The 17,348-nt window shown below is 68.2% G+C and carries 15 protein-coding genes; 13 read left to right on the forward strand and 2 right to left on the reverse strand.

Annotated elements, in window-relative coordinates; translation table 11 throughout:
* Positions 1-14 precede the first annotated feature (14 nt).
* Complete coding sequence (locus tag ACFVVC_RS00365) at positions 15-1,337, reverse strand: class I SAM-dependent methyltransferase (RefSeq protein WP_387447827.1); 1,323 nt, start codon at positions 1,335-1,337, stop codon at positions 15-17.
* 46 nt (positions 1,338-1,383) lie between these two features.
* Between ACFVVC_RS00365 and ACFVVC_RS00370 the strand changes: the two genes are divergently transcribed.
* The 6 genes from ACFVVC_RS00370 (at position 1,384) to ACFVVC_RS00395 (ending at position 8,167) form a co-directional block, all read left to right on the forward strand.
* Positions 1,384-2,466 (forward strand): FAD-dependent oxidoreductase, encoded by a 1,083-nt coding sequence (locus ACFVVC_RS00370; protein WP_387447829.1) that lies wholly within the window; start codon positions 1,384-1,386, stop codon positions 2,464-2,466.
* 50 nt (positions 2,467-2,516) lie between these two features.
* A complete protein-coding gene (locus ACFVVC_RS00375; RefSeq protein ID WP_387447831.1) occupies positions 2,517-3,674 on the forward strand; it encodes a class I SAM-dependent methyltransferase in 1,158 nt (385 codons plus the stop codon).
* A gap of 221 nt (positions 3,675-3,895) precedes the next feature.
* On the forward strand, positions 3,896-5,095 hold the full coding sequence (locus tag ACFVVC_RS00380) for an ROK family transcriptional regulator (RefSeq protein ID WP_387447833.1): 1,200 nt from the start codon (positions 3,896-3,898) through the stop codon (positions 5,093-5,095).
* A 2-nt stretch (positions 5,096-5,097) separates the two neighbouring features.
* On the forward strand, positions 5,098-6,447 hold the full coding sequence (locus ACFVVC_RS00385; protein ID WP_387447835.1) for an extracellular solute-binding protein: 1,350 nt from the start codon (positions 5,098-5,100) through the stop codon (positions 6,445-6,447).
* 2 nt (positions 6,448-6,449) lie between these two features.
* Positions 6,450-7,331, forward strand: a complete 882-nt coding sequence (locus ACFVVC_RS00390) for a carbohydrate ABC transporter permease (RefSeq protein WP_387447837.1) — start codon at positions 6,450-6,452, stop codon at positions 7,329-7,331.
* Positions 7,328-8,167: a carbohydrate ABC transporter permease gene (locus ACFVVC_RS00395; RefSeq protein ID WP_387447839.1), complete on the forward strand. Its 840-nt coding sequence runs from the start codon at positions 7,328-7,330 to the stop codon at positions 8,165-8,167. The genes ACFVVC_RS00390 and ACFVVC_RS00395 overlap by 4 nt, the downstream gene beginning before the upstream one ends.
* On the opposite strand, the gene ACFVVC_RS00400 is transcribed toward ACFVVC_RS00395, so the two are convergent.
* On the reverse strand, positions 8,164-8,367 hold the full coding sequence (locus tag ACFVVC_RS00400) for a hypothetical protein (RefSeq protein ID WP_387447841.1): 204 nt from the start codon (positions 8,365-8,367) through the stop codon (positions 8,164-8,166). The two genes, ACFVVC_RS00395 and ACFVVC_RS00400, sit on opposite strands and share 4 nt — an antisense overlap.
* Positions 8,368-8,507: 140 nt before the next feature.
* Here ACFVVC_RS00400 and ACFVVC_RS00405 point away from each other — a divergent pair, with 140 nt between their 5' ends.
* The 7 genes from ACFVVC_RS00405 (at position 8,508) to metE (ending at position 17,273) form a co-directional block, all read left to right on the forward strand.
* Positions 8,508-9,515, forward strand: coding sequence for an AAA family ATPase (locus ACFVVC_RS00405; protein WP_387447843.1), 1,008 nt, complete (start codon positions 8,508-8,510; stop codon positions 9,513-9,515).
* Between the two features lie 6 nt (positions 9,516-9,521).
* Positions 9,522-10,421: a DUF58 domain-containing protein gene (locus ACFVVC_RS00410; RefSeq protein ID WP_387447845.1), complete on the forward strand. Its 900-nt coding sequence runs from the start codon at positions 9,522-9,524 to the stop codon at positions 10,419-10,421.
* Positions 10,411-10,881, forward strand: a complete 471-nt coding sequence (locus ACFVVC_RS00415; protein ID WP_387447847.1) for a hypothetical protein — start codon at positions 10,411-10,413, stop codon at positions 10,879-10,881. The genes ACFVVC_RS00410 and ACFVVC_RS00415 overlap by 11 nt, the downstream gene beginning before the upstream one ends.
* Complete coding sequence (locus ACFVVC_RS00420; RefSeq protein ID WP_387447849.1) at positions 10,872-12,854, forward strand: VWA domain-containing protein; 1,983 nt, start codon at positions 10,872-10,874, stop codon at positions 12,852-12,854. Before ACFVVC_RS00415 ends, ACFVVC_RS00420 begins: the two co-directional genes overlap by 10 nt.
* Positions 12,851-13,567 carry a hypothetical protein gene (locus tag ACFVVC_RS00425; protein ID WP_387447851.1) on the forward strand — a complete coding sequence of 239 codons (717 nt, stop codon included), beginning with the start codon at positions 12,851-12,853 and terminating at the stop codon, positions 13,565-13,567. Before ACFVVC_RS00420 ends, ACFVVC_RS00425 begins: the two co-directional genes overlap by 4 nt.
* Before the next feature lie 334 nt (positions 13,568-13,901).
* On the forward strand, positions 13,902-14,867 hold the full coding sequence (locus tag ACFVVC_RS00430) for a methylenetetrahydrofolate reductase (RefSeq protein ID WP_387447853.1): 966 nt from the start codon (positions 13,902-13,904) through the stop codon (positions 14,865-14,867).
* A gap of 63 nt (positions 14,868-14,930) precedes the next feature.
* Entirely contained in the window at positions 14,931-17,273 is a 2,343-nt protein-coding gene (metE, locus tag ACFVVC_RS00435) for a 5-methyltetrahydropteroyltriglutamate--homocysteine S-methyltransferase (protein ID WP_387447855.1), read from the forward strand.
* Positions 17,274-17,348: the final 75 nt, after the last annotated feature.

The raw sequence follows: 17,348 nt of genomic DNA on the forward strand, positions 1-17,348 counted from the left end.
GCCGGGCTGCGCCGTCACAACCAGTCGTGACGGCGCAGAGGCGGCTCCGCCCCGCCCGGCCGGCGGGCAAGGACCTGGTTGACTCCCGTGAGCCCGTTTTCGAAGCCCAGGGCGCTGGCCGCCATGTACAGCCGCCACACCCTGGCTCGCCCCGCCCCGGCGAGGGCCACCGCTTCGTCCCAGTTCCCTTCCAGCCGCCGGACCCAGGCCCGGAGGGTCAGGGCATAGTGGCGGCGGAGGGCCTCGACGTCGAGGACTTCGAAACGGGCCGTTTCCAAGGCGGCCACCATCTCGCCCAGGCTGATCATTTCCCCGTCAGGGAACACGTACCGGGGAATGAACGAGTCGGGATCGGGGCTCGTGGGCCCGGCGTTCCAGGAGATGGCGTGGTTCAGCAGCCGGCCGCCGGGCTTGAGCAGCCCGAAGAGCGCTGCGGCGTAGGCAGGGGTTTGGGCCCGGCCCACGTGCTCGGACATACCGATGGAACTGATGGCGTCGAACGGTCCGTCGCGCACATCCCGGTAGTCCTGCACCCGGATCTCCACGCTGCCGGTGAGGCCGGCATCCGCGGCCCGCTTGCGGGCCAGGGTGGCCTGCTCCGTCGAAAGCGTCACCCCCACCACGCTGACCCCGTACCTGGCGGCCGCGTGGAGGGCGAAGCTGCCCCAGCCGCACCCCACGTCGAGGACCCGCATCCCGGGCTGGAGGCCCAGTTTGCGGCAGACAAGGTCAAGTTTGGCCTCCTGCGCGGCGTCCAGTCCCGCGTCCGGCGTCTGCGGATCCGGCGCGCCGCCGGCCGGCCATACGGCGCAGGAATACACCATGGAGGGCCCCAGCACCAAGGCGTAGAAGTCGTTGCCGACGTCGTAATGATGGGAGATGGCGGCAGAATCCCGGCCGCGAGAATGCATCCTGCCCTTCCTTGCAATGCGGGCTTCCTCCGGCGGCGGAACCGGATTGGGACCTACCGCACCCAGCCTGACCGCCGTCCGTGCCAGCAGCCACAGTTCGCGGGCAGTAGGCGGCCGGAACGGGCCCGGCTCCGCGAACTTCCCTGCAGAGCTCAGTGCCCCGAAGGCAGCGAACACGTCTCCCGGGGCGTCGATCTCACCCGCTACGTACGCCCGACTCAGCCCCAGCTGCCCCGGTGACCAGAGCATCCGCCGCAGAGCCCGCCGCGACTTGAACTCCAGGACCGGCGCGTCTGCGGGCCCGGCCTCGGAGCCATCCCAGGCCCTCAGGCGCAAAGGGATCCGGTCGGTGCCGAGCACCACCCCCAATGCTGTTGCCAGCCGGTCAGCATGTCCCGTGGTCTTGGCGGCTCCTGCAGTGTCCATGGGCCAACCCTAAGGCTGCGCTGCCCTCCACGACTATCATTGGGGAGTGATTCCTGAGCCAACCTCTGTGGTGGTCGTCGGGGCGGGCCAGGCCGGCCTGTCCGCCGCCTACCATCTGCAGCGCCGGGGATTCGATTTTGCGGTGCTCGACGCCGAGGAAGGTCCGGGCGGTGCCTGGCGGCACCGGTGGAAGAGCCTCCGTATGGCAACTGTCAACGGCATCAGCGACCTGCCGGGAATTCCCAAACCGGAGGTGGACCCCGCCGAGCCCAGCTCCGAATTCCTGACCCGCTACTTTGGCGGTTACGAGGCGGCCCTGGGTGTTCGGGTGCACCGGCCCGTCAGGGTGCGTGCTGTCCGGCGGGAAGACGACGACCCTGCCGGCCGGCTGAGGGTGGAGACGTCCGACGGCGTCTGGAGCGCCAGGGCGGTCATCAATGCCACCGGCACCTGGACCCGCCCATTCTGGCCCATCTACCCGGGCCAGTCATCGTTCCGCGGCCGGCAGCTGCACGTTGCCGATTACGTCTCCGCCGATGAATTCACGGGCAAGCACGTGATTGTGGTGGGCGGCGGGATCTCCGCCGTCGGCCTGCTGGACGAGATCTCCCGCGTCACGTCCACCAGCTGGTTCACCCGCCGGGAACCGGTCTGGCGGGATGCCCCTTTCGACGCCCGGGCCGGGCACGACGCCGTGGCACTGGTGGAGGACCGTGTCCGCCGGGGCCTCCCACCGCAAAGCGTCGTATCGGTGACCGGACTCATCTGGACTCCGGCGCTCCTCGCAGCCCGGGAGCGCGGTGTACTTGACCGGCAGCCCATGTTCACGTCCATCGAACCGGACGGAGTCCGCCGCGCCGATGGAAGCCTGCTGAAGGCGGACGTCATCCTCTGGGCCACCGGCTTCAGGGCCGAGCTGGAACACCTTGCCCCGCTCCACCTCCGGGGACCGGGCGGCGGGATCGCGATGGAAGGAACCCAGGTGGCAGCCGAGCCGCGCGTCCACTTGGTGGGCTATGGGCCGTCGTCGTCCACCATCGGCGCCAACCGGGCCGGCCGCGCGGCAGTGGCCGCCATTGCGGCACTCCCCGGGATGGCCCCGGCGGCGGAAACGGTAACGTGGGGGTGACTCCGGGGAACCCGGGGCCGGCACGAACGACAGAAGGCGGCACGACACCGGTGGCAGCACATACCCTGGCTGAGATTTTCGACGTCCTGCGCCGGCGGCCAGATGTTGAAGCGCCCAACCTGCATGCCTGGGACGCCACGGACCGGCTGCTCCTGGAGACCGCTGTGCAGCTTGGCCGCTCCGGCAGCACCCTTGCCGTGATCGGCGACCGTTACGGCGCCCTGACCTTGGGCGCATCCGGTGTCCTCGCCCCGGCCTCCTTGCGAGTGCACCAGGACCTGGTGACGGGGGAGCGGGCGCTGAGGTTGAACGCCGCCGAATGCCACGCAAAGCTGCCGGGAATCGCGGGTAACGGAACGGAATTCGACCAGCTGCCCCTCGGGCCTGAGCTCCTGGCAGGTGCGGACACAGTCCTCCTGCAACTGCCCAAGACCCTGGCGGAGCTGGAGGAAATTGCGGCGGCCGTCGCCCGCCATGCGGCCCCAGGGGTGCTGCTGCTGGCCGGCGGCCGGGTGAAGCACATGTCCCTGGGCATGAACGCGGTCCTGGAACGCTTTTTCACGTCCGTCCAACCGCAGCTCGCCCGGCAAAAGTCGCGGCTGGTCCTGGCCGCCGGAGCAAAGCCGGCCGCACCGCCACGCTTTCCGGTGGTGGAGCACCTCGCCGAGTTGGACCTCGACGTCGCCGCCCACGGCGCCGTCTTCGCCGGTGCCAAACTGGACATCGGCACCCGCTTCCTGCTGACGTTCCTGCCCGCCATGAAACCGGCGCAGCACGCCGTCGACCTTGGCTGCGGCACCGGCATCCTCGCCGCCATGTACGCGCGCCAGTTCCCCGGCGCCGCCGTGACGGCCACCGACCAGTCTGCGGCCGCCGTGCAGTCGGCCCTGGCCACCGCACGGGCGAACGGCCTGGCGGACCGGATCACCGTCCTGCAGGACGACGCGCTCAGCACTTTCGCAGATGGCGCTGCCGATGCCGTCCTGTTGAACCCGCCCTTCCACGTTGGCGCCGGCGTCCACGCGGGTGCCGGGCTCAAGATGATCGAGGCGGCAGGACGCGTCCTGGCTCCCGGCGGGGAGTTGTGGACGGTCTTCAACCGGCACCTTGCCTACCTGCCGGCGCTGGAACGGCACGTGGGGCCCACTGTTGTGGAGGGCATGAACCCCAAGTTCACCGTCACGCGAAGCGTCCGCCGCTCCCGCTGAGCGGGTTTCGCGGTTGTCACCCGCGGCCCGGCACCAACCACCAACCCGCCGCTGACGTGGATCGTCATCCGCGCCGCGCCGCCGACCGGCCATGTGGGCGCGCGCGCGCCCTTAACGTACGATTCAAAGCATCACCGTATGCAGGTAGCCGAAGACGTTTAGGGGACACCGTGTCTGAGATCCGCCAATCTTCTCCGAGGCGCGGAACCAACTTGCCCAGGATGGGGGATTTCAACCTCACCGTCATCCTCGATGCGATCCGCAGGACCACCGGCGGTTTGAGCCGCGTGGAACTGGCGCAGATCGTGGGCCTGTCCCCGCAGACCATCTCCAATATTTCCCGCCGCCTGCTGGACCAGAACCTGATCGTGGAAGCCGGCAAAGAGGGCAGCGGACCGGGCAAGCCGCGCACCATCCTGCGCCTGAACCCCGCCGGGATGTACGCCTTGGGAGTCCACCTGGACCCGGCCGTGACCACGTTCGTGGTGCTGGACCTCGTGGGCGCGGTGGTCCGGCATTCACGCATCAAGACCCCCGGAGGGAACGATCCCTCCGCCGTCATCACCACCATCGCCGCGGAACTGGCGCAGCTCGTGACCGATTCCGGCGTGGACCGCAGCCGGATCGCAGGCCTGGGCGTGGCCGCTCCCGGCCCGATCGACCTGGATAACGGCACCGTGGTGGACCCTCCGCTGCTGCCGGGCTGGGACCGTGTGGAACTGCGTGAGGCGCTGGCCAGGGCAACCGGCTACTCGGTGCTGGTGGACAAGGATGTCACCAGCGCGGCCGTGGCGGAAACCTGGGCGGGCGGCCCCAGCGGCGCCGGGAGCTTTGTCTTCATGTACATGGGAACCGGCATCGGCTGCGGCATCGTCCTCAACGACGAGGTTATTCGCGGAACGTCCGGCAATGCCGGCGAGATCGGCCACATTGTGGTGGATCCGGACGGTCCTCCCTGCGACTGCGGGCAGCGAGGCTGCGTGAAATCCTCCTGCATCCCGCAGGTGCTGGTGGCAGAGGCGGAGGCAGCCGGCATCCTGGAGGGGTCCCGGGCAAGCAGCGCGGCCGAAATCAAACAGAGCTTCGCCGACCTCTGCGCACGGGCCTACGGCGGGGACGAGCGGGCCTCCGCCATCCTGGACAAGTCAGCCGTCCTGGTGGCACGGGCAGTTTCAGTGGTCACCAATACCCTGGATGTTGAACGCGTTGTCTTCGGCGGGCCCTTCTGGACCTGCCTGTCGCAACGCTACCTGGAGCTGATCCCGTCCCTCCTGGATACCAACAGCGCCGCCCGCCTGATCCACCCCATCGAGGTCGTGGGCACCGGCGTAGGGGAGGACGTGGGAGCCATCGGCGCGGCATCGCTGGTCCTGGAACATACCCTCGCGCCCCGCGCCCAGCGGCTGCTCCTGGAAAGCTGACCATGCGTCGCCGGGTATCCACAACGGTGTCCCTGCTGGCCGCTGCAGTGCTGGCCCTTGCGGGCTGTACTCCCGCCGACCCTGCAGGCGGCAAGACCATCAAGGTGGCCTACCAGAAGACGGATTCCTTCACTGCGCTGGACACCATGTTCCAGGACGCCAAGAAGGAGTTCGAAGCCGCGCACCGGGGCGTCACCATTGAACTCCAGCCCATCCAGGCCAACGACGACGACTACGGCACCAAACTTGCCCTCGCCCTCAGGTCGCCGGCCACCGCCCCCGACGTCTTCTATGAAGACACGTTCAAGGTCCGCTCGGACGTGGATGCCGGCTACCTCTTGAACTTGGACAGCCGGCTCAAGGCGTGGGAAGACTGGGACAAGTTCGACGCCGGCGCCAAGGAAGCAGGGAAGGCGGACGACGGCGGCACCTACGCGGTGCCGCTGGGCACCGACACGCGGGCCATCTGGTACAACAAAAAGGTCTTCGAGGCCGCGGGCATCGCACTGCCCTGGCGCCCGGCCACCTGGCAGGACATCCTGGACACCGCCAGGAAGATCAAAGCCTCAAACCCCGCCGTGATTCCGTTCAACATGTACGCAGGCAAGGGGACTGGCGAGGGAACAGTCATGCAGGGGTTCTACGAACTGCTGTACGGCACCGGGGCGGGTCTCTATGACCAGGATGCGAAAAAGTGGGTCGTCGGGTCAGCAGGCTTCAAGGATTCGCTGACCTTCCTCCAGACGCTCTACCGGGAGGACCTTGCGGTTTCGCCTGCCGATGCGCTGGACCCGAACGTCTGGAAGAAGGTGTTCGGAGACTGGTTCCCGAAGGCAAAGCTGGGCGCCACCGTGGAAGGCTCGTACACGCCGTCGTTCTGGCAAAAAGGTGGAAGCTACGAATGGCCGGCGTACGCGCAGGACATGGGCGTGGCACCGTTCCCCACGCAGAACGGTGCGGCACCGGGGGCCGTGAGCATGTCCGGCGGCTGGACCCTGGCCGTGGGCGCGGACACCAAGGAGCCTGACCTCGCCTTCACGTTCCTGGCCACGGCGCTGAACGCAAAGAACTCCCTGCAGTTCACCGTCGCCAGTTCTCAGATCGCCGTCCGCACCGACGTCGCAGGCGATCCCGGCTACCAGTCCGCCAACCCCTTCGTCAAAGACGTGTCCAGCCTGGTGGCGGTGACCCGGTACCGCCCCGCCACCTCGGACTACCCGCGGATCTCCGCTGCCGTCCAGGAAGCCACCGAAGACGTCATCACCGGCAAGAGGACCCCGGAGGAGGCGGCCGCCGACTACGACGCGGCCGTGGCAGGCATCGTGGGCGGCGACAAGACCGTCCGGAAGTAGCGGTGGCACGCCACTCCCACAGGCGGCAGATCGCCCGCTACCTGCCGGTCCTGCCGGCCGTCCTGCTGCTTGCTGTCTTCCTGGCGGGCCCGGTGCTGTGGGCATTCCAGGCCTCGCTGACCAATGCCGGACTGACCGGCAGGCATGCCAGGAACCCGGATTGGGTGGGTCTGGAGAACTACCAGCGGCTGCTGCAGGACCCGGTGTTCCCGCTTTCGCTGGCCCTGACGGTGTTGTTCGTGGGCGGGTCGGCCATCCTGGGCCAGAACATCCTGGGGCTGGCCCTGGCGGTCCTTATGCGCCGGGCGCGTCCTGCCGTCTCGGCGGTGGTGGGTACCGCCGTCGTTGCCGCCTGGGTCCTGCCCGAAATCGTGGCCGCCTTCGCCGCTTACGCCTTCTTCAGCCGCGACGGGACCCTCAACCAGTTGCTCGGCGGGCTGGGGCTGGCGGAAGTCGACTGGCTCTACGCCGTGCCCATGGTGGCCGTAATCATGGCGAACGTGTGGCGGGGCACCGCTTTTTCCATGCTGGTGTACCGCGCGGCGCTGGGCGGCGTCCCGGCCGAGCTCACCGAGGCCGCGCACATGGACGGGGCCGGCGCCTGGCAGCGGCTGGTGTTCATCACCCTGCCGGTGATCCGTGGCAGCATCGCCACCAACCTCATGCTGACCACCCTGCAGACCCTCGCCGTCTTCACCCTGATCTGGGTGATGACCGCAGGCGGGCCGGCCAACGGCAGCTCCACGTTGCCGGTCATGGCCTACCAGGAAGCCTTCAAATTCGGCGACATTGGCTATGGCACCGCGGTCGCTTCGGTGCTGATCCTGGTCGGGGCAGTGTTCGGGGGCGGCTACCTCCGCCTCTTGCGGGAGCAGAAGCCGTGACGGCCGCACGGACCGCCCGCCGGCCACGGGGGAGTGCGGTGGCGGACGCCGTCCTGCTCTCGATCGCCGCGTGCTTCGTGCTGCCGCTGCTGTGGCTGGTCCTCGGTTCGCTGGACCCGGCCGCCGGGCATGGAACCAAAGTGCCGCTGCAGCCTGCCCTGGATAATTTTGCCGCCGTCCTTACCCCGGAGCTGTTGTTCCGGCCGCTGTGGAACAGCCTGCTGCTGTCTGTGGGGACCGGTGCCGTGACGCTGACCGCTGCCGTGTTGGCGGCCTATCCGCTCTCCCGTTTCCGGTCGCGGTTCAACACCCCGTTCCTCTACGGCATTCTGTTTGGTACCTGCCTGCCCGTGACGGCCATCATGGTTCCGGTGTACGGATTGTTCGTGCAGCTCCGGCTGTTGGATTCCCTGCCCGCCACGGTGCTGTTCCTGTCCGCCACCAGCCTGCCCATGGCCATCTGGATGACCAGGAACTTCATGGATACGGTGCCCTTGGCGGTGGAGGAGGCCGCCTGGGTGGACGGGGCATCCCGGCTGGCTGCCCTGCGTTCAATCGTGCTGCCGCTCATGGGCCCGGGCCTGGGCGTCGTGTTCATCTTCGTGTTCATCCAGGCATGGGGGAACTTCTTCGTTCCGTTCGTGCTTCTGCTCTCTGAAGCCAACCAGCCCGCGGCGGTATCGATCTTCAGCTTTTTCGGCCAAAACGGGGCCGTGGCTTACGGCCAGTTGGCTGCGTTCTCCATCCTCTACTCTCTTCCGGTGCTGGCTCTCTACGTCATCGTGGCGCGCGGCTCCGGCAACTCGTTGGCCCTGTCGGGAGCTGTCAGGGGCTAGTCGATGTCCTCCAGCACCACACCGAAGGGGAGAGTATCGTCGAGGTGGGCCTGGTGCCCGGTGGGTCCCGGGTTGTACACCACACGGACGCCGTGAAGTTTTTCCGCCGCCGACTGCATCAGGACGGGCCTGACCGTGTCGACGAACAGCTGGCTCTTGCCGGCGAGGTATTCCTTGTAACTGGCTGGAAGCTCGATCATGCCAACAGGATAGACCCGCCGGCCCCGCATGGGGAGGGGTGCCCATTGCCGGACCCCGCGCCGCGGTCTTGGATAGGATGGCGGGCGGGACATGGCCGGCCCGGCCCGAGAGTCCGTCACCGTCATCAGGGGGAATACCAGTGCTTTCGACCAGCGTGCCCGCAAGAATCCAACCGGCGGAGCTGGCCAGGGCGCAGCAGGTGGTCGCGAACATTTCCCGCAGTTTCGACGCCAAGGTGGTGGGGCAGTCACGGCTGCGCGAATCGCTCCTGGTGGGCCTGCTGACCGGCGGCCATATCTTGCTGGAGAGCGTCCCGGGGCTGGCGAAGACCACCGCGGCGCAAACGGTGGCCGAGGCCGTCAGTGCGGACTTCCGCCGGATCCAGTGCACCCCGGACCTGCTGCCCAGCGACATTGTGGGAACCCAGATCTACGACGCCGCCAAAGGAACTTTCGTCACCCAGCTGGGGCCGGTGCACGCCAACATCGTGCTGCTGGACGAAATCAACCGCTCCAGTGCCAAGACCCAGAGCGCCATGCTGGAGGCCATGCAGGAACGCCAGACGTCCATCGGCGGCCAGGACTACCGGCTGCCCTCACCGTTCCTGGTCCTGGCCACCCAGAACCCGATCGAGCAGGAGGGCACCTATCAGCTCCCCGAGGCCCAGATGGACCGCTTCATGCTCAAGGATGTGCTGGACTATCCCTCGCCTGCGGAGGAAGCGGAGATAATCCGCAGGATCGACGCCAGCATCTTCACCCCGGACCAGAAGCCTGCTGCCGCCGCCTCCCTCGACGCCGTTACCGAAATCCAGGCCCTCACCAGGCGCATCTACATTGATCCTGCGGTGATCAACTACATCGTGGGGTTGGTGTACGTGACCCGGCACGCTTCGCAATACATCGATGCCCGGCTTGCCGGATTCATCGAATTCGGTGCCAGCCCCCGCGCCAGCATCGCCTTCAGCCAGGCCTCCCGCGCGGTGGCCCTGCTGAACGGCCGCGACCACGTCATTCCCGAGGACGTGACCTCGCTGGCCCACCGCGTGCTGCGGCACCGGCTGATCCTGAATTTCGACGCCGTGGCCGAGCAAGTGCCGGTCGAATCCGTGATCGACGCCATCGTCGCAGCCGTCCAAACCCCCTGACCCCGCATGGCAAGCCTCCTCCAGCGCGTGAAGTCGAAGATGGCCATCTTCGCGCACCGGAAAGCCCGTGGAATGCTCGACGGCGAATACGGTTCCGTTTTCCGGGGCCGCAGCCTCGACTTCGATGACCTGCGTGCCTACGTTCCCGGTGACGAGGTCCGCGACATCGACTGGAAGGCCTCGGCGCGCCACGGCTCACCCCTGATCCGGCGCTATGTGGCAGTCAGAAGGCAAACAGTCCTCCTCGTTACCGATACCGGGCGCAACATGGCCGCAGAGGCCAAGTCGGGGGAGGCCAAGAAGGACATTGCCATCCTCGCGCTGGGAGTCCTGGGCTACTTGGCCCACCGCCATGGGGATGTGGTGGGCCTGGTCTGCGGCGACTCTTCCACCACCCGGTCCCTGCCCGCAAAGGGCGGTGAGGAGCATCTGGAGCGGCTGCTGAGGCACGTCGACACCCACACCAGGCTGGACGGCCCCCCGAGCAGGCTCCAGGACCAGTTGCAGCATGTGGCCCGCAACGTCAAGGGCCGCCATCTGCTGTTCGTCGTCGCGGATGAACTGCCCGCTGACGCCACCACCGCCCAACTCCTCCGCAGGCTCCGCGCGCAGCACGAGATTCTCTGGCTGACGGTCCGGGATGCGGACCTGGCACCGTCCAGCCCGGAATCAGCGGATTTTTCCGCAGCCGATTCCTATAGCGTGGCCGATTCCGCGCTCCTGGCCTGGCAGCCTGCGGCGTCGGCCGGCGTGGCGGCCGCCTATGCCACCGCGGCCGCCCGGCGCGATGCGGACCGCAAGGCCATGCTGCGTGCTGCCGGGATCGTTGAGGGGGACGTGGCCGCCAGCGACGAGGTCATGACCGGCCTGTTTGCCCTGCTGGAAAGGCATCGGCGTGCAGGCTGACCCCGGATTCTACGGACCGATGCCGTACAACCCCGCCTGGGTGTGGTGCGGAGCGGCAATCCTGGCCCTGGTGGCCGGCTGGTACGCCTACGTGTGGTTAAGCTCCCGTGCTGCCCCCGCATCCAGCCCCGCGCCGGTGCGGCCCGCCCTGACCGACCTCCCGGCGCTCAAGGCCGCCTACCTGCAGCGCATCCAGGACGTGGAACGGGATGCTTCAGCGGGCACCCTCGACGCACGGGCCGCGCACCAGCAGATCAGCATGCTCCTGCGCGGCTTCGTCCGGGACGCCACCGGGGTGGACGCCACCCGGATGACGCAGCTGGACCTGGCGCAGCACCCGCTGCCGGCGGCCGCGGACGCCGTCGAAGCCCTCTACCCGGCCGAATTCGGGCCCGGTCCGCTGCCCTCCGTGGGTGCCTCCGCGGCACGGGCTTCGGCGGCGGTGCGCGCATGGAACTGATGTTGTGGTGGGTGCTGCTGCCGGCTGCCGCCGCCGTGGCGTGGGCCATATGGGCCGGGCTGCGGTGCAAGGGACGGGAAGACGTTCGACGCCGGCCGGTGGCCCACGCGGACCGGCTCACCGCGCTGCCGGAATACCAGGCAGCCCTGCGGCGGCACCGGAGGTGGCTGCTCGTGGCCGGGACTGCGTGTGCCCTGCTGCTGGCCTCGACGGCGGTGGCCGCGGCCCGCCCCGTGGACGTGGCAACCACCAGGCCGGAGCAGCACAACCGGGACATCATGCTGTGCCTGGACGCATCCGGTTCCATGAGCGGCGCCGACGCCGCCGTGGTGGACGTCTTCGCCGGCCTGGCCAGGAAGTTCAACGGCGAGCGGATCGGCCTGACCATCTTCGACAGCAGTGCCATCCAGGTGTTCCCGTTGACGGATGACTACGCCTACGCCCAGGAGCAGCTCCAGGCCGCCAAGGATGCTTTCGACGGCAAGCCCGGCAGCTCCGGATTCCTCGACGGCACTTGGAGCGGCCGTGGTTCCTCGTTGATCGGCGACGGCCTGGCCTCGTGCCTGAACAGCTTCCAGGGCGCCCCCGGCGCGGGTGCCGCCGGGCCACAGCGCTCGCGCTCGGTAGTGCTGGCCACGGACAACTTCCTTTCCGGCTCTCCGATCATGACCCTGGACCAGGCGGCGCAACTGGCCAAGGACAGGTCGGTGCACGTTTATGCCCTGAATCCGGGGGACGTTGACTACGGCGCCGGGGCAGACCAGCCGGGAGCCCGGCTGCGGGCTGCGGCGGAGTCCACGGGCGGCTCGTACTACGCCCTGGACAGCCCTGACGCCGTGGCCGGGATCGTGGCAGGCGTCGAAAAGACCGAGACCGCTGCCATCCAAGGAGCGCCGCGGGCGGTGGTGACGGAGGTCCCGGGAGTGCCGCTGGGCGCCGCCGTGTTGTCCGCACTGGTGCTCTCCGCCGCGCTATGGCAGGTGCAGCCACCGCTGAGGCGCGGCCGGCAAGGCGCGCCGCCCCGTCCCGCAGGGCCCGGGCGCCGCGCGTGGCTCAGGCGGACGGGCATCGTCCTGCTCCTCGGGGCAGCCGCCCTGCGCCCCGGCCTGCCCGGCGGAACAGTGCAGGCCGCCTCGACGGACCTCAACGTGTTCTTCGTCGTGGACACCACCACCAGCATGGTGGCCGAGGACTACGGCGGCGCATCCCCGCGGCTGGAGGGCGTCCGCAAGGACATCAAGGCCATTGCCGAAAAGTTGCCGGGCGCGCGCTTTTCAGTCATAACGTTTGACACCACAGCCCACGTCCGGATGCCGTTGAGCACCGATACCTTGGCGCTTGAGACCATCACCGACGTCCTGGAGCCCCAGGTCACCGCCTACGCCAAGGGCAGCAGCATCACCGCGGCCAGACAGGTCCTCGCTGAGCGGCTGGCCGCCGCCCGGGACAGCAACCCCGGCCGCCCGCGGCTGGTGTACTACCTGGGGGACGGTGAACAGACCAGCGGCAAGGAACCCGAGGCAATGGCGTTCGACGCCGGGCTGGTGGCTGGGGGAGCGGTCCTCGGCTATGGCACCGCGGATGGGGGCCGGATGAAGGAGAACACCGGGCTGGGCTCCAGCGACGGCACCGGCGGCGGCGATGCGAAAGGACCGCAAAGCGGGTATGTCCGGGACAACGGCGCAGCGGACGCACGCTCCGTCATCGACGAGGGACGGCTCCGGACCATCGCGGCGCAGCTGGGCGTACCGTACGTGCATCGCGACGCCGGCGCCTCCGTATCTGACATGCTGCAGCAGGCACACCCGGGAAAGGCGGGATACTCGGACAACGACGGTTCCGTCGTTGCCCGGACCGAGCTCTATTGGCTCTTTGCCGCCGGCGTGTTCCTGCTGGCACTGCCCGAAGCGGCGGCTGTCCTGCGCAGGCTCCGCGGACTCCCGCGGCCGGTTCGGATGGAGGCCACACGGTGAAACCTCCAGTCCGCCGCCGGCGCCTGCTGCTCTGGTCGCTGCTGCCGGTGCTCCTGGCGCTGTGCGTGGCGGCAAAACTCCTCAGCCTCGGCGTCCTCGCCGACGATGCATCGGCACGGTACGCGGCCGGAGACGCCGCCGGAGTGGACGCCGCCGCCGCCGGCCTCAGCGTGGCCAACGTGGTGGAACCGCACAAAGCGCCGTTCGCCGCGGGCGGCGCCGCGGTGCTGCGGGGCGATTACGGCGCCGCCCGGACCGACTTTGAAATGGCGCTCCGCACGGTTCCGGCGGCCTCCGGGGACGAATGCCTGATCAGGGTCAATCTGGCCCTGGTGATCGAACGCCTTGGTGACGAACGGCTGCAGGCCGGGGACCCGGCGTCGGCCGCTGTCCTTTACCAGGCCGCGCTGGCCACGGTGCGGCAGGCACCACAGGGTTGCTCGTCCCCGGACGCGGCAGCCGGGGCCGGCGGACGGTTGGGGGACGCCACCGAACGGCTGGAAGGAAAGCTCAACTCGGCCATGCAGGCGCCGGGCCAAACACCGGCACCATCGACGGAGCCGGCCCCTGCCCCCTCGGCAGAGGCGCGGCAAAGCCAGCTTGACCAACTCCAGGACAGCTCGCGGCAGGCCCAGCGGGAACGGAACAGCGGGCGCGAACGGGAGCAATACCTGGACGATACGAGCGGAACGCCACCCGAACGGCCCTGGTAGGGGCTGTTCCGGCGGCGAAGGAAATTCTGCAGCGGTTGCGAAAGACACCGTAAAACTGTGTCTTATTCGGTTGCTGACTTGATTGCACCCTCCGGCCCCTCGTAGAGTCGTACACAAGTTACCGCGGTAACGTGTCAGCGATCCTCCGCTCCGGAGGGTGTGGGTGCCTCCATGTGGGCCTGACATTTGCTCACGGACTACTTCATTCCAGGCGTAACAGTCGCGGCTGCGTCCTCGGTGGAGTCCCTCCGTGTTCCCCAAACTCAATTCATTGGCGGTTTTCCTGCACATTCACCGGCAGGCAACCCCCAATGGCCCAAAGCCAAGGACGCAAATGTCACCACCAAGCCTCATTGAAGCACACCCAAACCTCTCCGATACCGCACCGGTAGCGCTCTCCTATGAGCTGTTCCCGCCGCGCTCCCCGGCTGCTGCCGAGACTCTCTGGACCACCATCCGTGAACTCGAGACCACAGCGCCGGACTACGTCTCCGTGACGTACGGCGCCAGCGGATCCAACCGGGACACCGCCGTCGAACTCATCAACCGGCTCCTGCTTGAGACCACCCTACGGCCGCTGGCCCACCTGACGTGCGTTGGAAACACGCCGCAGGAACTGGCCGGGATCATCGGCGAATTGCTGGACATCGGAGTGCGGGGCATCCTCGCGCTGCGCGGCGACCTGCCCAAGGACGGCGGCAGGCCCTCAGACGGTGCACTGCGGTACGCCCAGGACCTGATCGAGCTGATCAGGCGGGTGGAGCAGCGCCGTTCAGCCCTGCTCTGCGCCGGAAAGATCGCAGTCGGCGTGGCAGCCTACCCCTCCCGGCACCCGGAGTCGCCCAGCGAGGAACACGACGTCGAGGTGCTGCTGGCCAAGCAGCGTTCCGGCGCCGACTTCGCCATCACCCAGGTGTTCTTCGAGACCGAGCAGTACGCGAACCTCCTCACCAGGGCACGCCGCGCCGGAGTCACCATCCCGATCATCCCCGGCGTCATGCCGCTCACCAGCCTCCGCCGGCTCACCCGGCTGGGCGAACTGGCCGGCGTCGAACCGAAACCCGCACTGATGGAACGCCTGGCCGCCGCCGACAGCGACCTCGAACGCCTCCACATCGGCGTCGACGCCACCGTGGACCTTGCCAACGCCGCCCTGGATGCCGGCGCGCCCGGTATCCACCTCTACACCTTCAACGAGCACCAAAGCGCGCTGGAGGTGCTGGACAAACTTGCCCTGCCGCGCCACAGCCGCCTGGGCACCCGCCGCGACGCCGCCGCCCGGCCCCAGCTCGCCAGCTGAACACCTTCCCGGCCGAACCCAACAGACCACCCTCGTACGCTCCATACTTCCTAGGAGATCACCATGCCTGAACTGACCGCGCCCAAAAACACCCCGTTCCCGTCCGCATCCCTGCTCGGCTACCCGCGCATCGGCCGCCGCCGCGAACTCAAGAAGGCCGTCGAAGCCTACTGGGCAGGCGAAATTGACGCTGCCGCCCTCGACACCGCCGCCAAGGACATCCAGCTGTCCATCGCCCGGCGCCTGCAGGACCTTGGCCTCACCGAAGCCGCCGCCGTGCCCGGGACGTTCTCCTACTACGACCAGGTGCTGGACACCACCGCCCACCTGGGCGCCGTCCCGGCCCGCTTCGGCAAGCTCCTCGACGCCGAAGGCCGGCTGGACATCGACGCGTACTTCACCTTGGCCCGCGGCAACAAGGACCAGCAGCCGCTTGAAATGACCAAGTGGTTCGACACCAACTACCACTACCTGGTCCCGGAGATCGGACCCGAGACAGCGTTCACCCTTGCCTCCACCGCCAAGGTGGACGAGTTCGCGTTCGCGCTGGAGAACGGCATCGAGACCCGCCCGTACATCTTGGGTCCGGTTACCTACCTGCTGCTGTCCAAGGCGTCAGAGGACGCACCTGCCGGCTTTGCGCCGCTGTCGCGCCTGGCGGACATCCTCCCCATTTACGTTCAGCTGCTCGAAAAGCTTGCCGCCGCCGGCGCCAGCTGGGTCCAGCTCGACGAACCCGCGCTGGTGGCCGACCAGGACGCCCCTGCCGCTGAGATCGAAGCCGCGGTTGCCCGGGCCTACGAGGTGCTGACCGCTGCGGCCAACCGCCCGCAGATCCTCGTGTCCACCCCGTACGGTTCACTCGATGGACAGCTGGGCACGCTGGCTGCCACCAACATCGACGCATTGCACGTCGACGTCTTCAAGGGCGCCGTTCCGTCCGCCGCGGCACTGGCCGGACTGGGCAACAAGACCCTTGTTGCCGGCGTCGTTGACGGTCACAACATCTGGCGCAACGACCTCGCCGTGTCGGCCGCGAAACTGGACGCGCTGAAGGCCGCCGCCGCCAAGGTCGCCGTCTCCACGTCCACCTCCACCCAGCACGTTCCCCACGACGTCGAGGAAGAGACCCAGCTGACCGCACAGCTCCGCAGCTGGCTGGCGTTCTCCGACCAGAAAGCCGCCGAGGTCAAGATCCTGGCGTCGTACCTCGCGGACCCCGCCGCGGCAAAGGCAGCCATCGATGACGCCACCGCCGTGATCGCTTCGCGTGCCGCAGCCGACGGTGTCCGCCGCCAGGATGTGCGCGCCCGCACCGAAGCGCTGACGGCTGCCGACTTCAGCCGGTCCGAGTACGCCGTCCGGGAAGCCGCCCAGGAAGCGGCGCTGCGGCTGCCGCCCCTGCCCACCACCACCATCGGCTCCTTCCCGCAGACCCCGGAGATCCGTTCCGCCCGTGCCCGGAACACCAAGGGCCAGCTGAGCGATGAACAGTACGAGCAGCTCATGAAGGACGAAATCAAGCGCGTCGTGGACCTGCAGGAAGAGCTGGGCTACGACGTCCTGGTGCACGGCGAGCCCGAGCGCAATGACATGGTCCAGTACTTCGCCGAGAACCTCGAAGGCTTCGACGTCACGGTCCACGGCTGGGTCCAGTCCTACGGCTCGCGCTGCACCCGCCCGTCCATCCTGTGGGGCGATGTCACCCGCAGCGCCGCCATCACCGTCAAATGGGCAGAATACGCCCAGTCCCTCACCGCCAAGCCCATGAAGGGGATGCTCACCGGACCCGTCACCATCCTGGCCTGGTCCTTCGTCCGCGACGACCAGCCGCTGGGCGAGACCGCCAACCAGGTTGGCCTGGCGCTGCGTGATGAGATTGCCGACCTCGAAGCCGCCGGCATCAAGGTCATCCAGGTGGATGAGCCCGCCCTGCGCGAACTGCTCCCGCTGCGAAAGGCGGACCAGGCCGGCTACTTGAAGTGGTCCGTTGACTCCTTCCGCCTGGCCACCGCCGGTGCCGCAGACGCCACCCAGATCCACACCCACCTCTGCTACTCGGAGTTCGGCGTGATCATTGACGCGATCGACGGCCTGGACGCCGACGTGACCTCCATCGAGGCTGCCCGCTCCCGCATGGAGGTGGTCCACGATCTTGAATCCCACGGCTTTGGCCGCGGGGTTGGCCCGGGTGTTTACGACATCCACTCGCCGCGCGTTCCGGGCGAAGCCGAAGTCACCGAACTGCTGTCCACCGCCGTCAAGCACGTCCCGTCCCGCCAGCTCTGGGTCAACCCGGACTGCGGCCTGAAGACCCGTGGCTACGCCGAGACCGAAGAATCCCTGCGCAACCTGGTCAAGGCAACCGAAGCGGTCCGCGCCGGCCTGCTGGAGGCGGCCAAGTAGAGGGATTCCGACAGGCATAACCACCGGTGGTTGAGCCTGTCGAAACCGAGTACGACGCCGGCCAGGCCACCTCAG

This window comes from Pseudarthrobacter sp. NPDC058196, assembly GCF_042882685.1.
Lineage (GTDB): Bacteria > Actinomycetota > Actinomycetes > Actinomycetales > Micrococcaceae > Arthrobacter.

Coding starts and splice junctions, on each gene's coding strand:
- ACFVVC_RS00430 (WP_387447853.1), top strand. CDS start 13,902: ATGTCACCACCAAGCCTCATTGAAGCACACCCAAACCTCTCCGATACC.
- ACFVVC_RS00380 (WP_387447833.1), top strand. CDS start 3,896: ATGGGGGATTTCAACCTCACCGTCATCCTCGATGCGATCCGCAGGACC.
- ACFVVC_RS00385 (WP_387447835.1), top strand. CDS start 5,098: ATGCGTCGCCGGGTATCCACAACGGTGTCCCTGCTGGCCGCTGCAGTG.
- ACFVVC_RS00365 (WP_387447827.1), bottom strand. CDS start 1,337: ATGGACACTGCAGGAGCCGCCAAGACCACGGGACATGCTGACCGGCTG.
- metE (WP_387447855.1), top strand. CDS start 14,931: ATGCCTGAACTGACCGCGCCCAAAAACACCCCGTTCCCGTCCGCATCC.
- ACFVVC_RS00410 (WP_387447845.1), top strand. CDS start 9,522: ATGGCAAGCCTCCTCCAGCGCGTGAAGTCGAAGATGGCCATCTTCGCG.
- ACFVVC_RS00400 (WP_387447841.1), bottom strand. CDS start 8,367: ATGATCGAGCTTCCAGCCAGTTACAAGGAATACCTCGCCGGCAAGAGC.
- ACFVVC_RS00420 (WP_387447849.1), top strand. CDS start 10,872: ATGGAACTGATGTTGTGGTGGGTGCTGCTGCCGGCTGCCGCCGCCGTG.